Origin of the sequence: Pseudomonas sp. 7-41, from assembly GCF_021233075.1 — a bacterium.
GTDB classification, from domain to species: Bacteria; Pseudomonadota; Gammaproteobacteria; order Pseudomonadales; family Pseudomonadaceae; genus Aquipseudomonas; species Aquipseudomonas veronii.
In genome coordinates, this window is the sequence record NZ_CP089551.1 from 228,942 (window position 1) to 246,601 (window position 17,660).

General features: G+C 61.0%; 17 protein-coding genes. 7 read left to right on the forward strand and 10 right to left on the reverse strand.

Annotation, left to right across the window (positions count from 1 at the left end; genetic code table 11):
* Nucleotides 1-132 precede the first annotated feature (132 nt).
* The 4 genes from LQ249_RS00980 to LQ249_RS00995 all read left to right on the forward strand — a co-directional run bounded on the left by LQ249_RS00980 (nt 133) and on the right by LQ249_RS00995 (nt 3,347).
* Entirely contained in the window at nt 133-480 is a 348-nt protein-coding gene (locus LQ249_RS00980; protein WP_017848951.1) for a hypothetical protein, read from the forward strand.
* Between the two features lie 414 nt (nt 481-894).
* Nucleotides 895-1,245: a hypothetical protein gene (locus LQ249_RS00985; protein ID WP_046381569.1), complete on the forward strand. Its 351-nt coding sequence runs from the start codon at nt 895-897 to the stop codon at nt 1,243-1,245.
* A 283-nt stretch (nt 1,246-1,528) separates the two neighbouring features.
* Nucleotides 1,529-2,302 carry an SDR family oxidoreductase gene (locus LQ249_RS00990; RefSeq protein ID WP_057004922.1) on the forward strand — a complete coding sequence of 258 codons (774 nt, stop codon included), beginning with the start codon at nt 1,529-1,531 and terminating at the stop codon, nt 2,300-2,302.
* 115 nt (nt 2,303-2,417) lie between these two features.
* The gene (locus tag LQ249_RS00995) at nt 2,418-3,347 is read left to right on the forward strand and encodes a LysR family transcriptional regulator (protein WP_232566121.1); all 930 of its coding nucleotides are present in this window, start codon (nt 2,418-2,420) and stop codon (nt 3,345-3,347) included.
* Between the two features lie 32 nt (nt 3,348-3,379).
* On the opposite strand, the gene LQ249_RS01000 is transcribed toward LQ249_RS00995, so the two are convergent.
* Nucleotides 3,380-4,102 carry a response regulator transcription factor gene (locus tag LQ249_RS01000; protein ID WP_232566122.1) on the reverse strand — a complete coding sequence of 241 codons (723 nt, stop codon included), beginning with the start codon at nt 4,100-4,102 and terminating at the stop codon, nt 3,380-3,382.
* Between the two features lie 437 nt (nt 4,103-4,539).
* On the opposite strand from LQ249_RS01000, the gene LQ249_RS01005 reads away from it, so the two are divergent.
* A complete protein-coding gene (locus tag LQ249_RS01005; RefSeq protein ID WP_108525768.1) occupies nt 4,540-6,813 on the forward strand; it encodes a CHASE2 domain-containing protein in 2,274 nt (757 codons plus the stop codon).
* Between the two features lie 182 nt (nt 6,814-6,995).
* Here the strand turns inward: LQ249_RS01005 and LQ249_RS01010 are convergent, their stop codons facing one another.
* From LQ249_RS01010 to glyQ, 4 genes are all read right to left on the reverse strand, one after another.
* Nucleotides 6,996-7,766, reverse strand: coding sequence for a lysophospholipid acyltransferase family protein (locus LQ249_RS01010; protein WP_046381565.1), 771 nt, complete (start codon nt 7,764-7,766; stop codon nt 6,996-6,998).
* Nucleotides 7,767-7,848: 82 nt separating this feature from the next.
* On the reverse strand, nt 7,849-8,388 hold the full coding sequence (gmhB, locus tag LQ249_RS01015) for a D-glycero-beta-D-manno-heptose 1,7-bisphosphate 7-phosphatase (RefSeq protein ID WP_169850580.1): 540 nt from the start codon (nt 8,386-8,388) through the stop codon (nt 7,849-7,851).
* The gene (gene glyS / locus LQ249_RS01020; protein ID WP_017848960.1) at nt 8,388-10,442 is read right to left on the reverse strand and encodes a glycine--tRNA ligase subunit beta; all 2,055 of its coding nucleotides are present in this window, start codon (nt 10,440-10,442) and stop codon (nt 8,388-8,390) included. The genes gmhB and glyS overlap by 1 nt, the downstream gene beginning before the upstream one ends.
* Nucleotides 10,439-11,392 carry a glycine--tRNA ligase subunit alpha gene (gene glyQ, locus LQ249_RS01025; RefSeq protein ID WP_003213601.1) on the reverse strand — a complete coding sequence of 318 codons (954 nt, stop codon included), beginning with the start codon at nt 11,390-11,392 and terminating at the stop codon, nt 10,439-10,441. Before glyQ ends, glyS begins: the two co-directional genes overlap by 4 nt.
* Before the next feature lie 81 nt (nt 11,393-11,473).
* Between glyQ and LQ249_RS01030 the strand changes: the two genes are divergently transcribed.
* On the forward strand, nt 11,474-12,031 hold the full coding sequence (locus LQ249_RS01030) for a DNA-3-methyladenine glycosylase I (protein ID WP_017848961.1): 558 nt from the start codon (nt 11,474-11,476) through the stop codon (nt 12,029-12,031).
* 40 nt (nt 12,032-12,071) lie between these two features.
* Entirely contained in the window at nt 12,072-12,959 is an 888-nt protein-coding gene (locus LQ249_RS01035) for a lysophospholipid acyltransferase (RefSeq protein WP_017848962.1), read from the forward strand.
* Nucleotides 12,960-13,081: 122 nt separating this feature from the next.
* Here LQ249_RS01035 and LQ249_RS01040 read toward each other — a convergent pair whose 3' ends face one another.
* From LQ249_RS01040 to def, 5 genes are all read right to left on the reverse strand, one after another.
* Nucleotides 13,082-13,393, reverse strand: a complete 312-nt coding sequence (locus LQ249_RS01040; RefSeq protein WP_017848963.1) for a hypothetical protein — start codon at nt 13,391-13,393, stop codon at nt 13,082-13,084.
* A 19-nt stretch (nt 13,394-13,412) separates the two neighbouring features.
* Nucleotides 13,413-14,786: a Trk system potassium transporter TrkA gene (gene trkA, locus LQ249_RS01045; protein ID WP_017848964.1), complete on the reverse strand. Its 1,374-nt coding sequence runs from the start codon at nt 14,784-14,786 to the stop codon at nt 13,413-13,415.
* A gap of 22 nt (nt 14,787-14,808) precedes the next feature.
* Nucleotides 14,809-16,119 carry a 16S rRNA (cytosine(967)-C(5))-methyltransferase RsmB gene (rsmB, locus tag LQ249_RS01050; protein WP_017848965.1) on the reverse strand — a complete coding sequence of 437 codons (1,311 nt, stop codon included), beginning with the start codon at nt 16,117-16,119 and terminating at the stop codon, nt 14,809-14,811.
* Nucleotides 16,116-17,069, reverse strand: coding sequence for a methionyl-tRNA formyltransferase (gene fmt, locus LQ249_RS01055; protein ID WP_046381561.1), 954 nt, complete (start codon nt 17,067-17,069; stop codon nt 16,116-16,118). Before fmt ends, rsmB begins: the two co-directional genes overlap by 4 nt.
* Nucleotides 17,070-17,138: 69 nt before the next feature.
* Complete coding sequence (gene def / locus LQ249_RS01060) at nt 17,139-17,645, reverse strand: peptide deformylase (protein WP_017848967.1); 507 nt, start codon at nt 17,643-17,645, stop codon at nt 17,139-17,141.
* Between the last annotated feature and the right edge of the window lie 15 nt (nt 17,646-17,660).

Sequence of the window (17,660 nt, forward strand, 5' to 3'; positions counted from 1 at the left end):
TACTCGGTCGGGACATGTAGGAAATACCCGCTAGACTGAAACCATGCACGACGTCCCTACGTCGGCATCACTTGGGTGAAGTCTGTACGGGCTTATAGGGAAAATCGGCTATTAGCTAGCCAGGGGGTTGTGATGAGTAAGCTTCAGCAGTGGGTAAACTCGCAGGGCAGCACTGCGCTGTGGGTGGTGTTCTGGCTCTACGGGGTAGTGCTCAGCAATGTACTGTTTGGCCTGATTCTGGTCGCCTTCAACAAAGTTGCACCCTCCCTGTTTGGTCTAATGCTGCTGGGTTTTGTGGCCTACACCGCGTGCATGCTCAATGCGGTATGGCGCAATGCGGATAATGTCAGTGACCCCCTCTACGGTCAGATCGCTCGTTTCCTCACGGTGGCCTGGTCGATCAACGCGGTATTGGTTTCGGGCTTTCTCTTCCTGGGCCATCTGAATGCCGTTGCCCTCCCCCTGCCGCTGCCTTTTTGATTCCAGATAACCTGGGCCCTCAATGTGGGGTTTGAACGTTAGAGCCCAGGTCATTGCGCCGCTGCGATTATCGCGCCAATTGATTGTCTGCATAGTTGATCAATATCAATTCCATTATTTCTGTTGATCGCCATCACCGTTTCAACGCTATCTCAAGTGCAACAACTCGATCTTCGCTCATGACGCAAAGCGGCTCTGTAGAGCGTTGAGCACTGTTCAACCCCTCCCTTCAACAAATTGCCTCAACTGGCGATAGGAAGTCATATTGACTATTCCTTTGTCATTATGACCTTTTTAGAGTTAGGTCATAATGACAGTGTTGTTATTTAACTAGTTGATATTAAACAATAAAATTGTTGGCCCGGTTTGTGTATTAGGTAATGAACTTAACGCAAACCCCAAAGGGACAATCTCATGACTCGTACCATCGCGCTCAGTTTCACCCTGTGTACACTGCTGTCTCCGCTATGCCAGGCAGACCAGATAATCCGTGTAGTCCCCGACACAACCGCCGGCAAGGGGGTCGGCGTTTTGACCGGAATGATGGTTGGCGCGGTAGGTGGCCCGATTGGAGCATTAGTCGGCGCAGCTGGCGGATTTTTCGCCGGCAGCGCGGTGCAAGGAGGCATTGGCAAGTCTGAAACCGCTTATGAAGTGAAAAACGCGCAAGGCGAGATTAGTACGGTGCGCTCACCCAATGGGCGTTTTGAAGTCGGGCAACAGGTCACCCGTAAAGGTGTGCGACTGGTGGCATCTGAGGAGTAAGAGGCTCCCGTCTGCGTCTTCCCAAGCATTCCAGGCCCTCCGTGGAGTTGCACACATAGATGGTTCGGCTAATCCTCACCGATTAGCTGAACATCACGAAAAGAGCCCGTCAAATCGCGGGCTTTTTTTGCATTCGATCCGGGTTTTTATTACGTGACCTTCCCCACTCCAATCTGCCTGATTGGGGTGTTTTTCTGGATTATTCATCCAGTCATCCACGGTTTATCGCCGCGTTGAAGCGGCCTAATCTCGATTCTCCATCGATTCGTGAAGGAGATTCTCCATGGCAGACCATTCCATTAAAGGCAAAGTCGTTCTCATCGCTGGCGGTGCGAAGAACCTTGGCGGTCTCATCGCCCGTGATATGGCCGCACAGGGTGCCAAGGCTGTCGCGATCCATTACAACAGCGCCGCGTCCAAGGTTGATGCCGATGCCACGGTTGCCGCCGTTCAGGCCAGCGGCGCACAGGCCGTCGCGCTGCAGGGGGATCTGACGACGGCCGGCGCCATCGAGAGGTTGTTCGCCGATACCATCGCCGCGGTCGGCAAACCCGACATCGCCATCAACACCGTTGGCAAGGTGCTCAAGAAGCCGATGGCCGAGGTGAGTGAAGCCGAATACGACGAGATGAGCGCGGTCAACTCCAAGACCGCTTTCTTCTTCCTCAAGGAAGCGGGCAAGCACCTCAACGACCATGGCAAGATCTGCACGATAGTGACGTCGCTGCTGGGCGCCTTCACGCCGTTCTATGCTGCCTATGCCGGCACCAAGGCGCCGGTCGAACACTACACCCGAGCGGCCTCCAAGGAATTGGGCGCGCGCGGTATTTCGGTGACAGCGGTCGGTCCGGGGCCGATGGATACGCCGTTCTTCTACCCGGCCGAAGGCGCCGACGCGGTGGCCTATCACAAGACCGCCGCCGCGCTCTCGCCGTTCAGCAAAACAGGCCTGACCGACATCGAGGATGTGGTGCCTTTTATTCGCCATCTGGTCAGTGACGGCTGGTGGATCACCGGCCAGACCATTCTCATCAATGGCGGGTACACCACCAAGTAAATCCATTATCCGCAGTGTGATCTTCGTCGCCATCCGCTGCTGGGGCGCCGTACAATCGACGCAGAGCAGGCGCCCCTGGGCAGGCTGACGTCGGGACCATCGGCAGGGCAGATACATGGACAGATTCGACCAGTACCGCGTATTCGCCAAAGTGGCCGATATGGGCAGCTTCATCAAAGCTGCCAACGCGCTGGAGATGCCACGAGCGTCGGTGTCTGCGGCCATCCAGCAGTTAGAGGCTCAACTGGGCGTGCGCCTGCTGCATCGCACGACGCGGCAGGTACGGCTGACACCCGATGGGGAGCAATTGCTCAGCCGTGTGCGCCCGGTGTTGTGCAACGTCGAAGACATCGACCAGTTATTCCAGGCCAGCCAGCGGCAAGTTTCCGGCCGGCTGATCATCGATGTGCCCAGCCGCATTGCCCGCCGCGTCATTGCGCCAGCGCTGCCCGGCCTGTTGCGTTGTCATCCCCTGCTTCAATTGATTTTGGGTTCTACCGACCGGGCCATCGATCTGGTGCAGGAAGGTGTGGACTGCGCGGTGCGCGTTGGCGCGCTGCATGACAGCAGTCTTGTGGTGCGGTCGCTGGGTCAGATTGCCTTGATCAATTGTGCGAGCCCGGCCTATCTGCTTGAGCATGGAGAGCCTCAGCAGCCTGCGCAGCTACTCGATGGACATTGGACCATCGGCTATGCGTCGCCGAAGTCGGGCAAGGAACTGCCTTGGGAATACCTGTCCGGCGACGGCAGCGTGCAGCGGTTCGACGTGCCGAGCCGGGTGATCGTGAACAATGCTGAAAGCTATATCGCTTGCTGCCTTGCAGGGTTGGGGTTGATCCAGATCCCGCGCTTCGACGTCCAACACCTGCTGGACTCACGACAACTGGTGGAGGTCATGTCGAGTTACTGTGCCGCTTCGATGCCGGTATCCCTGCTCTACCCGCACCGCCGGCAGCGTTCGCAGCGACTGGATGTGTTCCACGAGTGGTTCGAGGCATTGATGCGGCCGTATTTGGATAGCCGCCACGTCTCTCTGCATCAATAAAGCCAAATGCTCCACGTGGAACATCGGCATTTTTAACCCGCTGAAGCGGCCGCCACACTCTCCAACCGGTAGCCGTATCCATAGATCGTCAACAACTGCCAACCCCGATCCGCGGTTAACCCCAGCTTGTTCCGCAGCCGATAGATATGTGTGTCCAGCGGCCGCGACGAGACCATTTCTTCATGGCTCCAGAACCGCTCATACAGATACTCGCGAGACAACGGCCGCGCCAGGTTGGCGAACAGGCAACTGGCCAGGCGGTATTCGCGTTCGGTCAGGTTGATCGGTTTGCCCGCACGGGTGACGGTCAGTTCGGCGTCGTCAAAGGTCAGGTCGTTGAAACTTTGCACTTCAGACGTCGCCGACTTTTGCAGACCGTGGCGGCGCAGGACGGCGTTGACCCGGGCTTTGAGTTCATTCGGGCGAAAGGGTTTACTGACGTAATCGTCGGCGCCGCTGTTCAGGGCGGTGACGATATCGCTCTCGGCATCGCGGCTGGTGAGCATGATCACGGCCGGGGGCGATTCCATGTGTTCACGGGTCCAGCGCAGCAAGGCGATGCCGCTGATGTCGGGCAGCTGCCAGTCGAGGATCAGCAGGTCGAAGGTTTCCCGGCGCAGTTGGCGCAGCAGGTCCTCACCGCGTTCGAAGCTATGCACAGACCAAGGCTGTTCCAGGTTGCTGGGGATCTGTCGCAGTGTCTGTTCCACCCGCTGCAATTCAGCGGGTTCGTCATCCAGTATTGCGACACGCATGGGTGGGTCCTTTCTACTTGGAAATATTTCAGCTGTCGGCCGGTCGAAGAGCGGGCGTCCTTGCTGCGCAGATGCCAGTCATTGAATCTGAAGAATTGTGCTCAGATTCAACGACCCTTTGGATCTCTCGGTACGCTGATATCAAAGGGCCGTTAACGCTTTGAAAAACCATGCGGCTCAGGGGGAAAGATACCGACTCCCGTGCGTAAGGAAAAGGATCAGTGCCGCTGGCATTGCATAGCCGTGCGGGTAGCTGATACTACGCCCCGATGTACGGTATGTTTCAACGAACGCTTTCAGGAAAAAAACCGGGGCGATCAAAATGAGCTTCACTGGGTTCAGCACCACACCGCGCACCACCTGGAGGGAGAAACCGGGTCTATGACATCTTCAACTGTCCATTTTCAGCAGCGGTGCGGGTTCCTGGCGGTCGCCCTGTGATGCTGTGGCGCAAGGCCGAAAAACGCCAGCCCACCCAGGCGCAGTTGTTGTTCCATGGCCTGTTTCGGGAGTGGCTGTGGATTGGCCTGGTGTTGCTGCCCTTTACTGCATATTTGTCCTCAAGTGCGGGCCTGGCCTTCAATAACCCGCTGTATGACGGCCTGCGCCGCCTGACCCCTCTGCCGGTCGATCCGCGCATTTTGCTGGTGACCATCGATGACCAGAGCCTGAAAAAGCTCGGCCAATGGCCATGGCCGCGCAGCCTGCATGCCGACGTCATCAACCGTCTGAGCGCTGCCCAACCCGCGGGTATCTTGTTCGATGTGATCTTCAGTGAGCCGCGCAACGCCACCGATGACCAGCGCCTGGCCAATGCCGTGTGCAACGCTGGGAATGTTTTGCTTCCCCTGGAACGCGATGGCGGCGCGAGCCAGCCGGGCGAACAACTGTTGCCGCTGCTCAATTGCGCCAAGGGGCTGGGCCATATCAACGTCGAAGCAGACAGCGACGGTGCCGTCCGCAGCCTGTATCTGCGTGAAGGCCCGCCTGGGAACACCCTGCCGCAGTTGGCATGGCTGGCGTATACGTTGAGCGGGCAAACCGCGCAAATGCCGGGACGCAGCGAACAACCCAACAGTCAGCGCTGGCATCGGGAATATAGAGTTCGCGTCCCGTCCACGTCTGAGCCGCATGGGTTTCCCAGTGTGTCCTACGCCAGCGTATTGCACGGCGAAGTGCCGGCCGAATTGCTGCGCGACCGCCTGATCCTGGTGGGCGCCAGCGCCTATGGGCTGGGGGACCGTTTTGTGACGCCGCTCTCCTCCACTCCGGATACCACCGCCGGTGTGGAAATCCAGGCCAATGTGCTCAACGGCTTGCTGCAGGAGCGCAGCATTGTCGACCTCCCCGGCTGGCTCGCGGCACTGATCGCCACGGCCTGGGTGGCGTTGTTGCTCGGCCTTTTGCTGTACCGCCCACGCTACGCACTGTGGATGACCTTGGGTTGCATGGCCGGCGCGTTGCTCGGCGCGTGGGCGCTGTTACGCCTTGGCCATTGGTGGTCGCCCGCGGCCTGCCTGATCGGTATGTTGCTCAGTTACCTGATCTGGAACTGGCGCCGCCTGAGCGTGATCCTTGCCTACTTTGGCTGGGAACTGGCGCGCCTGGACAACGAACCCAAGGTGCTGCCCGAACGCCGCCGAGCGCCCGCGAACAAAGGCGATGTGTTGCAAGGGCGCATCTTTGCCCTGGAGCAGGCCGTCAGCCGCACCCGTGACACCCGACGCTTCATGGCCGATGGCCTCGAATGCCTCCCGGTGGCGACCCTGATCACCGACCCGCGGGGCAACATCCTGTTGGCCAACCGCATTGCCCGCGACGTATTCGGCAATGATCTGGTCAACCAAAACCTGCTCGAGCAGCTCGCCGACCTGGGTTATCCACCCCTGCATAACGGCGTGCGCCCCGCCCTGTCCGCCCTGGAAATCGTCGAGTTCCGGGACATCCACCAACGCAGCCTGCGCATGGAAATCGCACCCTTGCTGCCCGCCGAAGGCGATGTCGCCCTCGGCTGGCTGCTCAGCCTGACCGACTTGAGCAAGGAGCGCGAAGCCCAGCAACACCGCGAAACCATGCTGCGCTTCCTGTCCCACGACCTGCGCGCGCCGCACTCGGCGATCCTCGCGTTACTGGATGTGCATAACGCGGAGTCGCCGGTGTTTGCCCAGATCGAGCAGCAGGTTCGACGCGCCTTGAGCCTCACCGAATCGTTCGTACAACTGGCGAAAGCCGAGGCTGACGGCTACCACTTCCAGCCAAGCCTGTTTGCCATGCTGGTGATGGATGCGTTCGATCAGGTGGCGGTGATTGCGCAGCTCAAGGGCATCCAGTTGATCCACGACCTGGATGAAGCGGATGAAGGCATGGTGTCGGCCGATCAATCCCTGCTCACCCGCGCGTTGTTCAACGTGCTGGAGAACGCGATCAAATACTCGCCGGCCGGCACCACCGTGAGGTTGAGCCACGGCAGCGCGCAAGGTTGGCTGGAGTGTCGCATCAGCGACCAGGGCCCGGGCATTGCGGCAAAGGACTTGCCGGAACTGTTCAGCCAGTACCGCCGCTTCGATTCTGCCCAGGGTAGCGAAGGCCTTGGGTTGGGCCTGACCATGGTCAAGGCCGTTGTGGAGCGGCACGGTGGCCGTATCTGTTGCGAAAGCGTGGTGGGCAAGGGCACCACATTCACCCTGCAGCTGCCCCAGTTGGAAGACTGACAACACGTGCTTTTGCGCTGTGTATAAAAAACCGGTCTCAAGGACCGGTTTTTTTATCCAAAAAAAACTTATGCACGTTTTTAGTATTTTTATGAGTTCAGGAAATATCTAATAAAATCATCTTGTTATGAAGAGAAAATGCCATTTTGCCAACAAACCGTACACAGGTTATCCACAGATGATCAGGCCACCGGCGTGTCCACCGCCACCGGCTCCGGCGGCAGCGAACCCATGGCGCGTTGCTGGGCTTCATTCCAGGCGGCGGCGCGGTCATTCAGTGCGGCAATTGCACGCGGTCCTTCACCTTCGGCGTACATCGGTTCCCCGATCACCACGGTGATGGTGCCTGCACGTTTTGCCCAACCGGTTTTTGGCCAGTACTTGCCGGCATTATGTGCAATCGGCAACACGGGCAGGTGGGCGTTGACGGCCAATGCCGTGCCGCCACGTGAGAACTTGCCGACGGTGCCGTAGGGCACACGTGTACCTTCCGGAAAGATCAGCACCCAGACGCCGTCCTTGAGCAGCTCGTCGCCCTTTTTGGCCACGTGCTTGAGCGCCGCCTTGGGGTTGTCGCGGTCGATGGCGATCGGGCGCAGCATCGCCATCGCCCAGCCGAAGAACGGCACATACAGCAGCTCGCGCTTGAGCACTTGGCTCAGGGGCGAGAAGTACGCCGAGAGGAAGAACGTCTCCCACGTGCTCTGGTGGTTCGACAGAATCACGCAGGGCTGATCCGGGACGTTTTCCGCGCCCTTGACCTCGAAGCGGATGTTCAGGAACACCTTGCTCAGCCACAGCGCGCAGCGGCACCAATAGACGTTGATGAAGCGATAGCGCGCCTTGAACGGCAGAAAAGGCGCGATAAAAAAGCTCAGGGTGCACCAGAGAAACGAACTGGTGCCCAACAGCAGGTAAAAGAAGAAGGTTCTGATGGCCTGCAAAATCGACATGGCGGCATTTACCGTTGCGGGACACAGCCCGCCTGTTGAAGGCGCACTCCCGAACAGTCCTTGGTCAGGCAGTCGAGGGCGGCTAGTTGTTGATAAGTTCTGCGGCAACCGCCGCCAGATCGTCAAAAATCAAGGTGCCTACCGGCAGGTTTTTCGCCTGGGTCTTTTCGCCTTTCCCGGTCTTTACCAAAACTGGCTGAGAGTCGACGGCTTTGGCCGCCTCCAGGTCACCGAGGCTGTCCCCGACGAACCATAGCCCAGCCAGGGGCACGTTGTAATGTTCTGAAATAGTTTTCAACATGCCAGGCTTGGGTTTGCGGCAATCGCAGCCCTCATCCGGCCCGTGGGGGCAGTACACCACCAGCCCCACCTCACCGCCCTGCTCCGCCACCAACGTGCGCAAGCGCGCGTGCATGGCGTCCAGGGTAGCGATGTCGTAGTAGCCGCGGGCGATGCCGGACTGGTTGGTGGCGACGGCCACCGTCCAGCCGGCCTTGCTCAACTGCGCGATGGCCTCGATCGCGCCGGGCAGTGGGATCCATTCCTCCACCGACTTGATGTAAGCGTCGGAGTCGTAATTGATCACCCCGTCCCGATCGAGAATCAGCAGTTTCAACATGATCAGCCCAATACGGAAATGTCAGCGATGTTGATGAACAGACCGCGCAGACGCGCCAGCATGGCGTAGCGGTTTTTCCGCACGCCGGCATCTTCGGCATTGATCATCACCGCTTCGAAGAACGCATCCACCGGCTCGCGCAAGGTAGCCAGGCGCGCCAGTGCTTCGGCGTAGTTGCGTTCGGCGATCAACGGTTTCACCGCATTTTCCGCCTTGGCGATGGCCGAGTTCAGCGAGAACTCCTTGGCATCGGCGAACAGGCCTGGGTCGACATCGGCATTGCCGAGGTTGTCGGCCTTGCTCAACAGGTTCGACACGCGCTTGTTCACGGCGGCCAGGGCGTCGGCTTCCGGCAGTTTGCGGAAGGCCTGCACGGCTTGCACGCGTTGGTCGAAGTCCAGCGCCGAACCCGGTTGCAGGGCACGTACCGACAGGTACACCGAAACGTCCACGCCTTCGTCTTCGTAACGCGCACGCAGGCGGTCGAACACGAACTCCAGCACTTGCTCGGCCAGGCCGGTTTGCTTGACCTTGCCGCCGAACTGGCCGACTGCGAACACCACGGCCTGGGTCAGGTCGAGGTCGAGCTTCTTGTCGATCAGGATCCGCAGTACGCCCAGGGCCGCACGGCGCAGGGCATACGGGTCTTTACTGCCGGTAGGCAGCATGCCGATGCCGAAGATCCCGACGAGGGTATCCAGCTTGTCGGCAATGGCCACGGCCGCACCGGTCAGGGTGGTCGGCAATTCGGCGCCAGCACCGCGCGGCATGTACTGCTCGTTCAGGGCCAGGGCGACATCGTCCGGCTCGCCGTCGTTGAGGGCGTAGTAGTAACCGGCAACGCCTTGCATTTCCGGGAACTCGCCGACCATCTCGGTGGCCAGGTCGCACTTGGACAGCAGGCCTGCGCGCGCAGCCCAGGCAGCGTCACCGCCAATGCGCGGGGCAATGTAGGCGGCCAGTTTGGACACGCGCACAGCCTTGTCGTAGACGCTGCCGAGTTTTTCCTGGAACACCACGTTTTGCAGGCGCAGGTTGAAGTCTTCGAGCTTCTGCTTCTTGTCTTGCTTGAAGAAGAACTCGGCGTCGGTCAGGCGCGGGCGCACGACTTTTTCGTTACCGGCGATGATCTGCTGCGGGTCCTTGCTTTCGATGTTGGCCACGGTGATGAAGCGCGGCAGCAATTTGCCGTCCACGTCCAGCAGGCAGAAGTACTTCTGGTTGTCCTGCATCGTGGTGATCAGCGCTTCTTGCGGCACATCGAGGAAGCGTTCTTCGAACGAGCACACCAGCGGCACCGGCCATTCAACCAGGGCGGTCACTTCGTCCAACAGGCTTGGCGGCACGATGGCGGTGCCTTCCTGCAGGCGGGCCAACTCTTCGGTGCGCTTGCTGATCAGCTCGCGACGCTCGTTGGCGTCGGCCAGCACATAGGCGGCGCGCAGGTCGTTGAGGTAGTTGGCCGGCGCGGTGATACGCACGCTTTGCGGGTGGTGGAAGCGGTGACCACGGGAATCGCGGCCGGCTTTCTGGGCAAGGATGGTGCAATCGATGACCTGGTCACCGAGCAGCATCACCAGCCACTGGGTCGGACGCACGAACTCTTCCTTGCGCGCACCCCAGCGCATGCGCTTGGGGATCGGCAGGTCGTTCAGGGAGTCTTCGACGATGGTCGGCAACAGGCTGGCGGTCGGCTTGCCTTTGATGACCTGGCTGAAACGCAGTTTCGGGCCGCTCTGGTCGATCTCGCTCAGCTCGACGCCACACTTCTTGGCAAAGCCCAGCGCTGCTTGGGTCGGGTTGCCTTCGGCGTCGAAGGCGGCCTGGCGTGGCGGGCCGTCGAGGTTGATGCTGCGATCCGGCTGCTGGGTTTCCAGCGCGGTCAGCAACACCGCCAGGCGACGCGGCGCGGCGTAGACTTTTTTCGCCTCGAACTTCAGGCCGGCGCTTTGCAGGCCTTTTTCGATACCGGCCAGGAACGCATCGGCCAGGGTGTTCAGTGCCTTGGGTGGCAGCTCTTCGGTGCCCAGTTCAACCAGAAAATCTTGAGCACTCATTGTGCAGCCTCCAGCTTAGCCAACACTTCATCACGCAGGTCCGGGGTTGCCATCGGGAAGCCCAGCTTGGCGCGAGCCAGCAGGTAGGCTTGGGCGACGGAACGCGCCAGGGTGCGAACACGCAGAATATATTGCTGGCGCGCAGTCACCGAGATGGCGCGGCGGGCGTCCAGCAGGTTGAAGGTATGGGACGCCTTCAACACCATTTCATAGCTCGGCAACGGCAGCGGCTGGTCCAGTTCGATCAGGCGCTTGGCTTCGCTTTCATAGAAGTCGAACAGTTCGAACAGCTTCTCGACGTTGGCGTGTTCGAAGTTATAGGTCGACTGCTCCACTTCGTTCTGGTGGAACACATCGCCGTAGGTCACTTTGCCGAACGGGCCGTCTGCCCACACCAGGTCGTAGACCGAATCCACGCCTTGCAGGTACATGGCCAGGCGCTCGAGACCGTAGGTGATCTCGCCGGTCACCGGGTAGCACTCGATGCCGCCCGCTTGCTGGAAGTAGGTGAACTGCGTGACTTCCATGCCGTTCAGCCAGACTTCCCAGCCCAGGCCCCAGGCGCCCAGGGTCGGCGATTCCCAGTTGTCTTCGACGAAACGGATGTCGTGGACCAACGGGTCGAGGCCGACATGTTTCAGCGAGCCGAGGTACAGCTCCTGGAAGTTGTCCGGGTTCGGCTTCAATACCACCTGGAACTGGTAGTAATGCTGCAGACGGTTCGGGTTTTCGCCGTAGCGGCCGTCAGTCGGGCGCCGACTGGGCTGCACATAAGCGGCGTTCCAGGTTTCCGGGCCGATGGCCCGCAGGAATGTAGCGGTGTGGAAAGTGCCGGCGCCTACTTCCATATCGTAGGGCTGAAGTACCACACAACCTTGCTCGGCCCAGTACTGCTGGAGGGCGAGGATCAAGTCTTGGAAGGTACGCACGGCTGGCGTAGGCTGGCTCACGAAATTCACCTGTTACTTGGGCTGCGATTTAAAGAGCGGGAGTATACCCGATTCGGCCGCGCCACCATCCCCTGGAGCCTTATGCCACGCTGCTTTTGGTGTTCTGAAGATCCGCTGTACATGGCTTATCACGATCAGGAGTGGGGAACGCCGCTGCGCGATGCGCAGGGTTTGTTCGAGTTACTTTTGCTCGAAGGGTTCCAGGCGGGCCTGTCCTGGATCACCGTTTTACGCAAACGCGAGCATTATCGAAAGGTCTTGTTCGGTTTTGATGCACAGCGCCTGGCGCGGCTGAGCGATGCCGAGATCGAAGCGTTGATGCTCGACCCGGGCATCGTGCGCAATCGTCTGAAGCTCAACGCCACCCGCCGCAACGCCGCGGCCTGGTTGGCGCTGGAGGACCCGGTGGGGCTGCTGTGGTCGTTTGTCGGCGGCGTGCCCAAGGTCAATCACTTCAAGGACCGCAGCGAAGTCCCGGCGATTACCGCCGAAGCCGAGGCCATGAGCCGCGCGCTGAAAAAAGCCGGTTTCACCTTCGTCGGGCCGACCATTTGCTACGCGTTCATGCAGGCCTCGGGCATGGTCATGGACCACACTCAGGACTGCGACCGTTACGCGGACTTGGCCAACGCCGGTTAGAATGCGTGCTTTGCGCACCACACACGATCAGGAGTGACCTGTGGAAAAGTTTAAAGGCGCCTTGCTGGTAGGCGCTCTCCGGTTGTTTGCCCTGCTGCCCTGGCGCGCCGTGCAAGCCGTAGGTTCGGCGATTGGCTGGATCATGTGGAAAACCCCCAACCGCTCCCGCGACACGGTGCGGATCAACCTCTCAAAGTGCTTCCCTGACATGGACCCGGCCGAGCGCGAGCGCCTGGTGGGCCGCAGCCTGATGGACATCGGCAAGTCCCTGACCGAAAGCGCCTGCGCCTGGATCTGGCCGGCCCAGCGCTCCATCGACCTGGTGCGCGAAGTCGAAGGCCTGGAAGTCCTCCACGAAGCCCTGGCCTCGGGCAAAGGCGTGGTCGGTATCACCAGCCACCTGGGCAACTGGGAAGTGTTGAACCACTTCTATTGCAGCCAGTGCAAACCGATCATTTTCTACCGCCCGCCGAAGCTCAAGGCGGTGGATGACCTGCTGCGCAAGCAACGCGTGCAACTGGGTAACCGCGTGGCGGCGTCCACCAAGGAAGGCATCCTCAGTGTCATCAAGGAAGTGCGCAAGGGCGGCCAGGTGGGCATTCCGGCCGACCCGGAGCCGGCTGAATCGGCGGGGATCTTCGTGCCGTTCTTCGCCACCCAGGCGCTGACCAGCAAGTTCGTGCCGAACATGCTCGCGGGCCACAAGGCGGTCGGCGTATTCCTGCATGCCCTGCGCCTGCCGGACGGTTCAGGCTACAAAGTGATCCTGGAAGCGGCGCCGGAAGACATGTACAGCACCGACACCGCCACCTCCTGCGCGGCGATGAGCAAGGTGGTGGAGCGTTATGTCGGCGCCTACCCGAGCCAGTACATGTGGAGCATGAAGCGCTTCAAGAAACGCCCGCCGGGTGAGGCGCGGTGGTACTGACTCAAAGGCAACCCAAACCAATGTGGGAGGGGGCTTGCCCCCGATAGCGGTGTATCAGTCGATGCATATTGGACTGAACCACCGCTATCGGGGGCAAGCCCCCTCCCACATTTGAGTTCCGCTTAGGCCTGGCGGTCGAGTTTTTTCAGGAACACCGTCATTTCTTTCTCGGCCTGCTTGTCGCCATGGGCCTGGGCCGCTTCAATGCCCTTCCCCCAGGCCAGTCGCGCGGCAGCCTGATCGCCCAGCCCGACGTGGGCCTTACCCAGCAGCTTCCACGCCGCCGAATACTTCGGATCAAACTCGACACACTTGTGCAGATGCTCGGCGGCCTTGGCGTTGTCCTTCAGGTCCAGATAACCCTTGCCCAGCCCAAAGCGCAGCAGGGCGTTATCCACACCCTTGGCCAGCATTTTCTCCAGGGATTCGAGCATGTCGGTGTACTCCGTTTGATCAGAAAAAGCTCAACCCCACGTGGAACAGCTTCTCCACATCGCGGATATGTTTTTTATCCACCAGGAACAGGATCACATGGTCACCGGTGGCAATTACCGTGTCGTCGTGGGCAATGATCACTTCTTCATCGCGAATGATCGCACCGATGGTGGTACCCGGCGGCAAGCCGATGTCGCGGATGGCCTTGCCGATCACCTTGCTCGACTTCGAGTCGCCATGGGCGATCGCCTCGATGGCTTCCGCCGCGCCGCGGCGCAGGGAGTGGACGCTGACGATATCACCACGGCGCACGTGGGTGAGCAAGGTGCCGATAGTCGCCAACTGCGGGCTGATGGCGATGTCGATATCGCCGCCCTGGATCAGGTCGACATACGCCGGGTTATTGATGATGGTCATCACCTTCTTCGCCCCCAGCCGCTTGGCCAGCAGCGATGACATGATGTTGGCTTCGTCATCGTTGGTCAGGGCCAGGAAGATATCGGCGTCGGCGATGTTTTCTTCCATCAACAGGTCGCGGTCCGAGGCGCTGCCTTGCAGGACTACAGTGCTGTCGAGGGTGTCGGACAAATGCCGGCAGCGCGCCGGGCTCATCTCGATGATCTTCACTTGGTAGCGGCTTTCGATGGCCTCAGCCAAGCGTTCGCCGATCTGCCCGCCACCGGCGATGACGATGCGTTTATACGTCTCATCGAGACGGCGCATTTCGCTCATCACGGCACGAATATTCGCTTTGGCGGCGATGAAGAAGACTTCGTCGTCGGCCTCGATCACCGTGTCGCCCTGGGGCAGGATCGGCCGGTCACGCCGGAAAATCGCCGCGACGCGGGTTTCCACATTCGGCATGTGTTCGCGCAGTTGGCGCAGTTGCTGGCCGACCAACGGCCCGCCGTAATAGGCCTTCACGGCGACCAGTTGCGCTTTGCCGTCGGCGAAGTCGATCACCTGCAACGCGCCGGGAATCTCGATCAGGCGCTTGATGTAGTGGGTGACCACCTGCTCCGGGCTGATCAGCACGTCCACCGGGATCGCGTCGTTGTCGAACAGGCCGGCGCGGGTCAGGTAGGCGGCTTCACGCACCCGGGCGATCTTGGTCGGGGTGTGGAACAGCGTGTGGGCGACCTGGCACGCGACCATATTGGTCTCGTCGCTGTTGGTTACGGCCACCAGCATGTCGGCATCGTCGGCACCCGCCTGACGCAGCACCGTAGGAAACGACGCACGGCCCTGCACGGTACGAATGTCCAGGCGGTCGCCCAGGTTGCGCAGGCGCTCGGCATCGGTGTCGACCACGGTGATGTCGTTGGCTTCGCTGGCCAAATGCTCGGCCAGCGTGCCACCGACCTGCCCTGCCCCGAGGATGATGATTTTCATCCGGTCACTCCCTTTGAACCGTTCAGCCGCGTGCGGCGGCGATCTTGATCAGTTTGGCGTAGTAGAAGCCATCGTGTCCGCCTTCCTGTGCCAGCAATTGGCGCCCGTGGGGCTGCTTGATGCCGGCTGCGGTGGCGAGGTCCAGCTCGCGCGCGCCGCTGGTACGGGCGAGGAAGGCTTCGATGACCTCGGTGTTCTCGGTGGGCAAGGTAGAACAGGTGGCGTAGAGCAGGATGCCGCCGACTTCCAGGGTCGGCCACAACGCGTCGAGCAGTTCGCCTTGCAGCACGGCCAGGGCGGCGATGTCGTCGGGTTGGCGGGTCAGCTTGATGTCCGGATGGCGACGGATCACGCCGGTGGCGGAGCACGGCGCGTCGAGCAGGATGCGCTGGAACGGCTTGCCGTCCCACCAGGTGGCGGTGTCGCGGCCATCGGCGGCGATCAGCTCGGCGCTCAGGCCCAGGCGTGCGAGGTTTTCCCGCACGCGCACCAGGCGCTTGGCTTCCAGGTCGACGGCGACGACGCCGGCCAGGTCTTTTTCGACCTCCAGGATGTGACACGTCTTACCGCCGGGGGCGCAGCAGGCGTCCAGCACCCGCTGGCCTGGGGCCAGGTCGAGCAGGTCGGCCGCCAGTTGCGCGGCTTCGTCCTGCACGCTGATCCAGCCCTCGGCGAAGCCCGGCAGGCTGCGCACGTCGGTGGCGGCTTCGAGCACGATGCCATCGGTGCTGTACACGCACGGCGCGGCCGCGATGCCCGCATCGGTCAGCAATTGCAGATAAGCATCGCGGCGGTGATGGCGACGGTTGACCCGCAGAATCATCGGCGGGTGTGCATTGTTGGCCGCGCAGATGGCTTCCCATTGCTCGGGCCAGAAGGCTTTCAGGGATTTTTGCAGCCAGCGCGGGTGAGCGGTACGCACCACCGGGTCATGTTCCAGCTCGGCCAGCAGCGCTTCGCTTTCGCGCTGGGCGCGGCGCAGCACGGCGTTGAGCAGGGCTTTGGCCCAGGGTTTTTTCAGCTTTTCGGCGCAGCCGACGGTTTCACCGATGGCGGCGTGGGCCGGCACGCGGGTGTAGAGCAATTGATAGAGGCCTACCAGCAGCAGCGCTTCTACATCGGCATCGGCCGCCTTGAACGGCTTTTGCAGCAGCTTGGCTGCCAGCGCCGACAGCCGTGGCTGCCAGCGCGCGGTGCCGAAGGCGAGGTCCTGGGTGAAACCGCGATCACGGTCTTCGACCTTATCCAACTGGGTCGGCAGCGAACTGTTCAGCGAAGCCTTGCCGTTGAGCACGGCGGCCAGGGCCTTGGCGGCGGCCAGACGCGGGTTCATTGGGCGGCCACCCCGAGAAGCGTGCCTACGGCAAATTTCTCACGACGGCTGTTGAACAAATCGCTGAAATTCAGCGCCTTGCCACCGGGCAATTGCAGACGCGTCAGACACAGCGCCTGTTCACCGCAGGCGACCAGCAGGCCGTCCTTGCTGGCACCGATGATTTCACCGGGGGCACCCTTGCCGTCGGCCAGGGTGGCAGCCAACACCTTCAAGGCTTCGCCGTTGAGGGTGCTGTGGCAGATCGGCCACGGGTTGAACGCGCGCACCAGGCGCTCCAGTTCCACGGCCGGGCGGCTCCAGTCGAGGCGCGCTTCGTCCTTGTTCAGTTTGTGCGCGTAGGTCGCCAGGCTGTCGTCCTGCACCTCGCCTTCGAGGGTGCCGGCAGCGAGCCCGGCAATCGCCTGGATCACGGCCGGCGGGCCCATCTCGGCCAAGCGATCGTGCAGGCTGCCGCCGGTGTCTTCGGCGGTGATCGGGGTGCTGACTTTCAACAGCATCGGGCCGGTATCCAGGCCCGCTTCCATACGCATCACGGTCACGCCGCTTTCGCTGTCGCCCGCTTCCACGGCGCGTTGGATCGGTGCCGCACCGCGCCAGCGTGGCAGCAGCGAGGCATGGCTGTTGATGCAACCCAGGCGCGGGATGTCCAGGACCACTTGGGGCAGGATCAAGCCGTAGGCCACCACCACCAGCAGGTCCGGTTTCAGCGCGGCCAACTCGGCCTGGGCCTCGGCGTTGCGCAGGGTCGGCGGTTGCAGCACGGGAATGTGGTGCTCCAGCGCCAGTTGCTTGACCGGGCTCGGCATCAGTTTTTGCCCGCGACCGGCCGGGCGATCCGGCTGGGTGTACACCGCGACGATGTCATAAGGGCTGGCGAGCAGGGCCTTGAGGTGTTCGGCGGCAAATTCGGGTGTGCCGGCAAAAACAATGCGCAGTGGCTCGGTCATGGGCGTTCTCGGTTAAAAGCAGTCACAAAAGAAAAAGGCTTGCCGCAGCAAGCCTTTGGAAGAAGGGCATCAAGCTTGCTGGCGGTGCTTTTTTTCCAGCTTCTTCTTGATCCGGTCACGTTTGAGCGTGGACAGGTAATCGACAAACAGCTTGCCGTTGAGGTGGTCGCATTCGTGCTGGATACACACCGCCAGCAGGCCTTCGGCAACCTGCTCGAAGGGCTTGCCGTCGCGGTCCAGGGCCCTGATCTTCACGCGCACCGGGCGCTCGACGTTCTCGTAGAACTCCGGCACCGACAGGCAGCCTTCCTGGTATTCGCCCATTTCGTCGGTCAGCGCTTCGAACTCGGGGTTGATGAACACCCGTGGTTCGCTGCGATCTTCGGACAGGTCCATCACCACGACACGCTGATGCACGTTGACCTGGGTCGCGGCGAGGCCGATGCCCGGGGCTTCATACATTGTTTCAAACATGTCATCGACCAACTGACGAACCTTATCGTCCACTACGGCCACCGGTTTGGCGATCGTGCGCAGGCGCGAGTCGGGGAATTCGAGGATGTTCAAAATAGCCATAAGCGTAATTGCTGC

Coding starts and splice junctions, on each gene's coding strand:
- glyS (WP_017848960.1), bottom strand. CDS start 10,442: ATGAGTGCTCAAGATTTTCTGGTTGAACTGGGCACCGAAGAGCTGCCA.
- def (WP_017848967.1), bottom strand. CDS start 17,645: ATGGCTATTTTGAACATCCTCGAATTCCCCGACTCGCGCCTGCGCACG.
- LQ249_RS00990 (WP_057004922.1), top strand. CDS start 1,529: ATGGCAGACCATTCCATTAAAGGCAAAGTCGTTCTCATCGCTGGCGGT.
- trkA (WP_017848964.1), bottom strand. CDS start 14,786: ATGAAAATCATCATCCTCGGGGCAGGGCAGGTCGGTGGCACGCTGGCC.
- LQ249_RS01000 (WP_232566122.1), bottom strand. CDS start 4,102: ATGCGTGTCGCAATACTGGATGACGAACCCGCTGAATTGCAGCGGGTG.
- fmt (WP_046381561.1), bottom strand. CDS start 17,069: ATGACCGAGCCACTGCGCATTGTTTTTGCCGGCACACCCGAATTTGCC.
- rsmB (WP_017848965.1), bottom strand. CDS start 16,119: ATGAACCCGCGTCTGGCCGCCGCCAAGGCCCTGGCCGCCGTGCTCAAC.
- LQ249_RS00985 (WP_046381569.1), top strand. CDS start 895: ATGACTCGTACCATCGCGCTCAGTTTCACCCTGTGTACACTGCTGTCT.
- LQ249_RS01040 (WP_017848963.1), bottom strand. CDS start 13,393: ATGCTCGAATCCCTGGAGAAAATGCTGGCCAAGGGTGTGGATAACGCC.
- LQ249_RS00980 (WP_017848951.1), top strand. CDS start 133: ATGAGTAAGCTTCAGCAGTGGGTAAACTCGCAGGGCAGCACTGCGCTG.
- LQ249_RS01030 (WP_017848961.1), top strand. CDS start 11,474: ATGCCACGCTGCTTTTGGTGTTCTGAAGATCCGCTGTACATGGCTTAT.
- LQ249_RS00995 (WP_232566121.1), top strand. CDS start 2,418: ATGGACAGATTCGACCAGTACCGCGTATTCGCCAAAGTGGCCGATATG.
- LQ249_RS01010 (WP_046381565.1), bottom strand. CDS start 7,766: ATGTCGATTTTGCAGGCCATCAGAACCTTCTTCTTTTACCTGCTGTTG.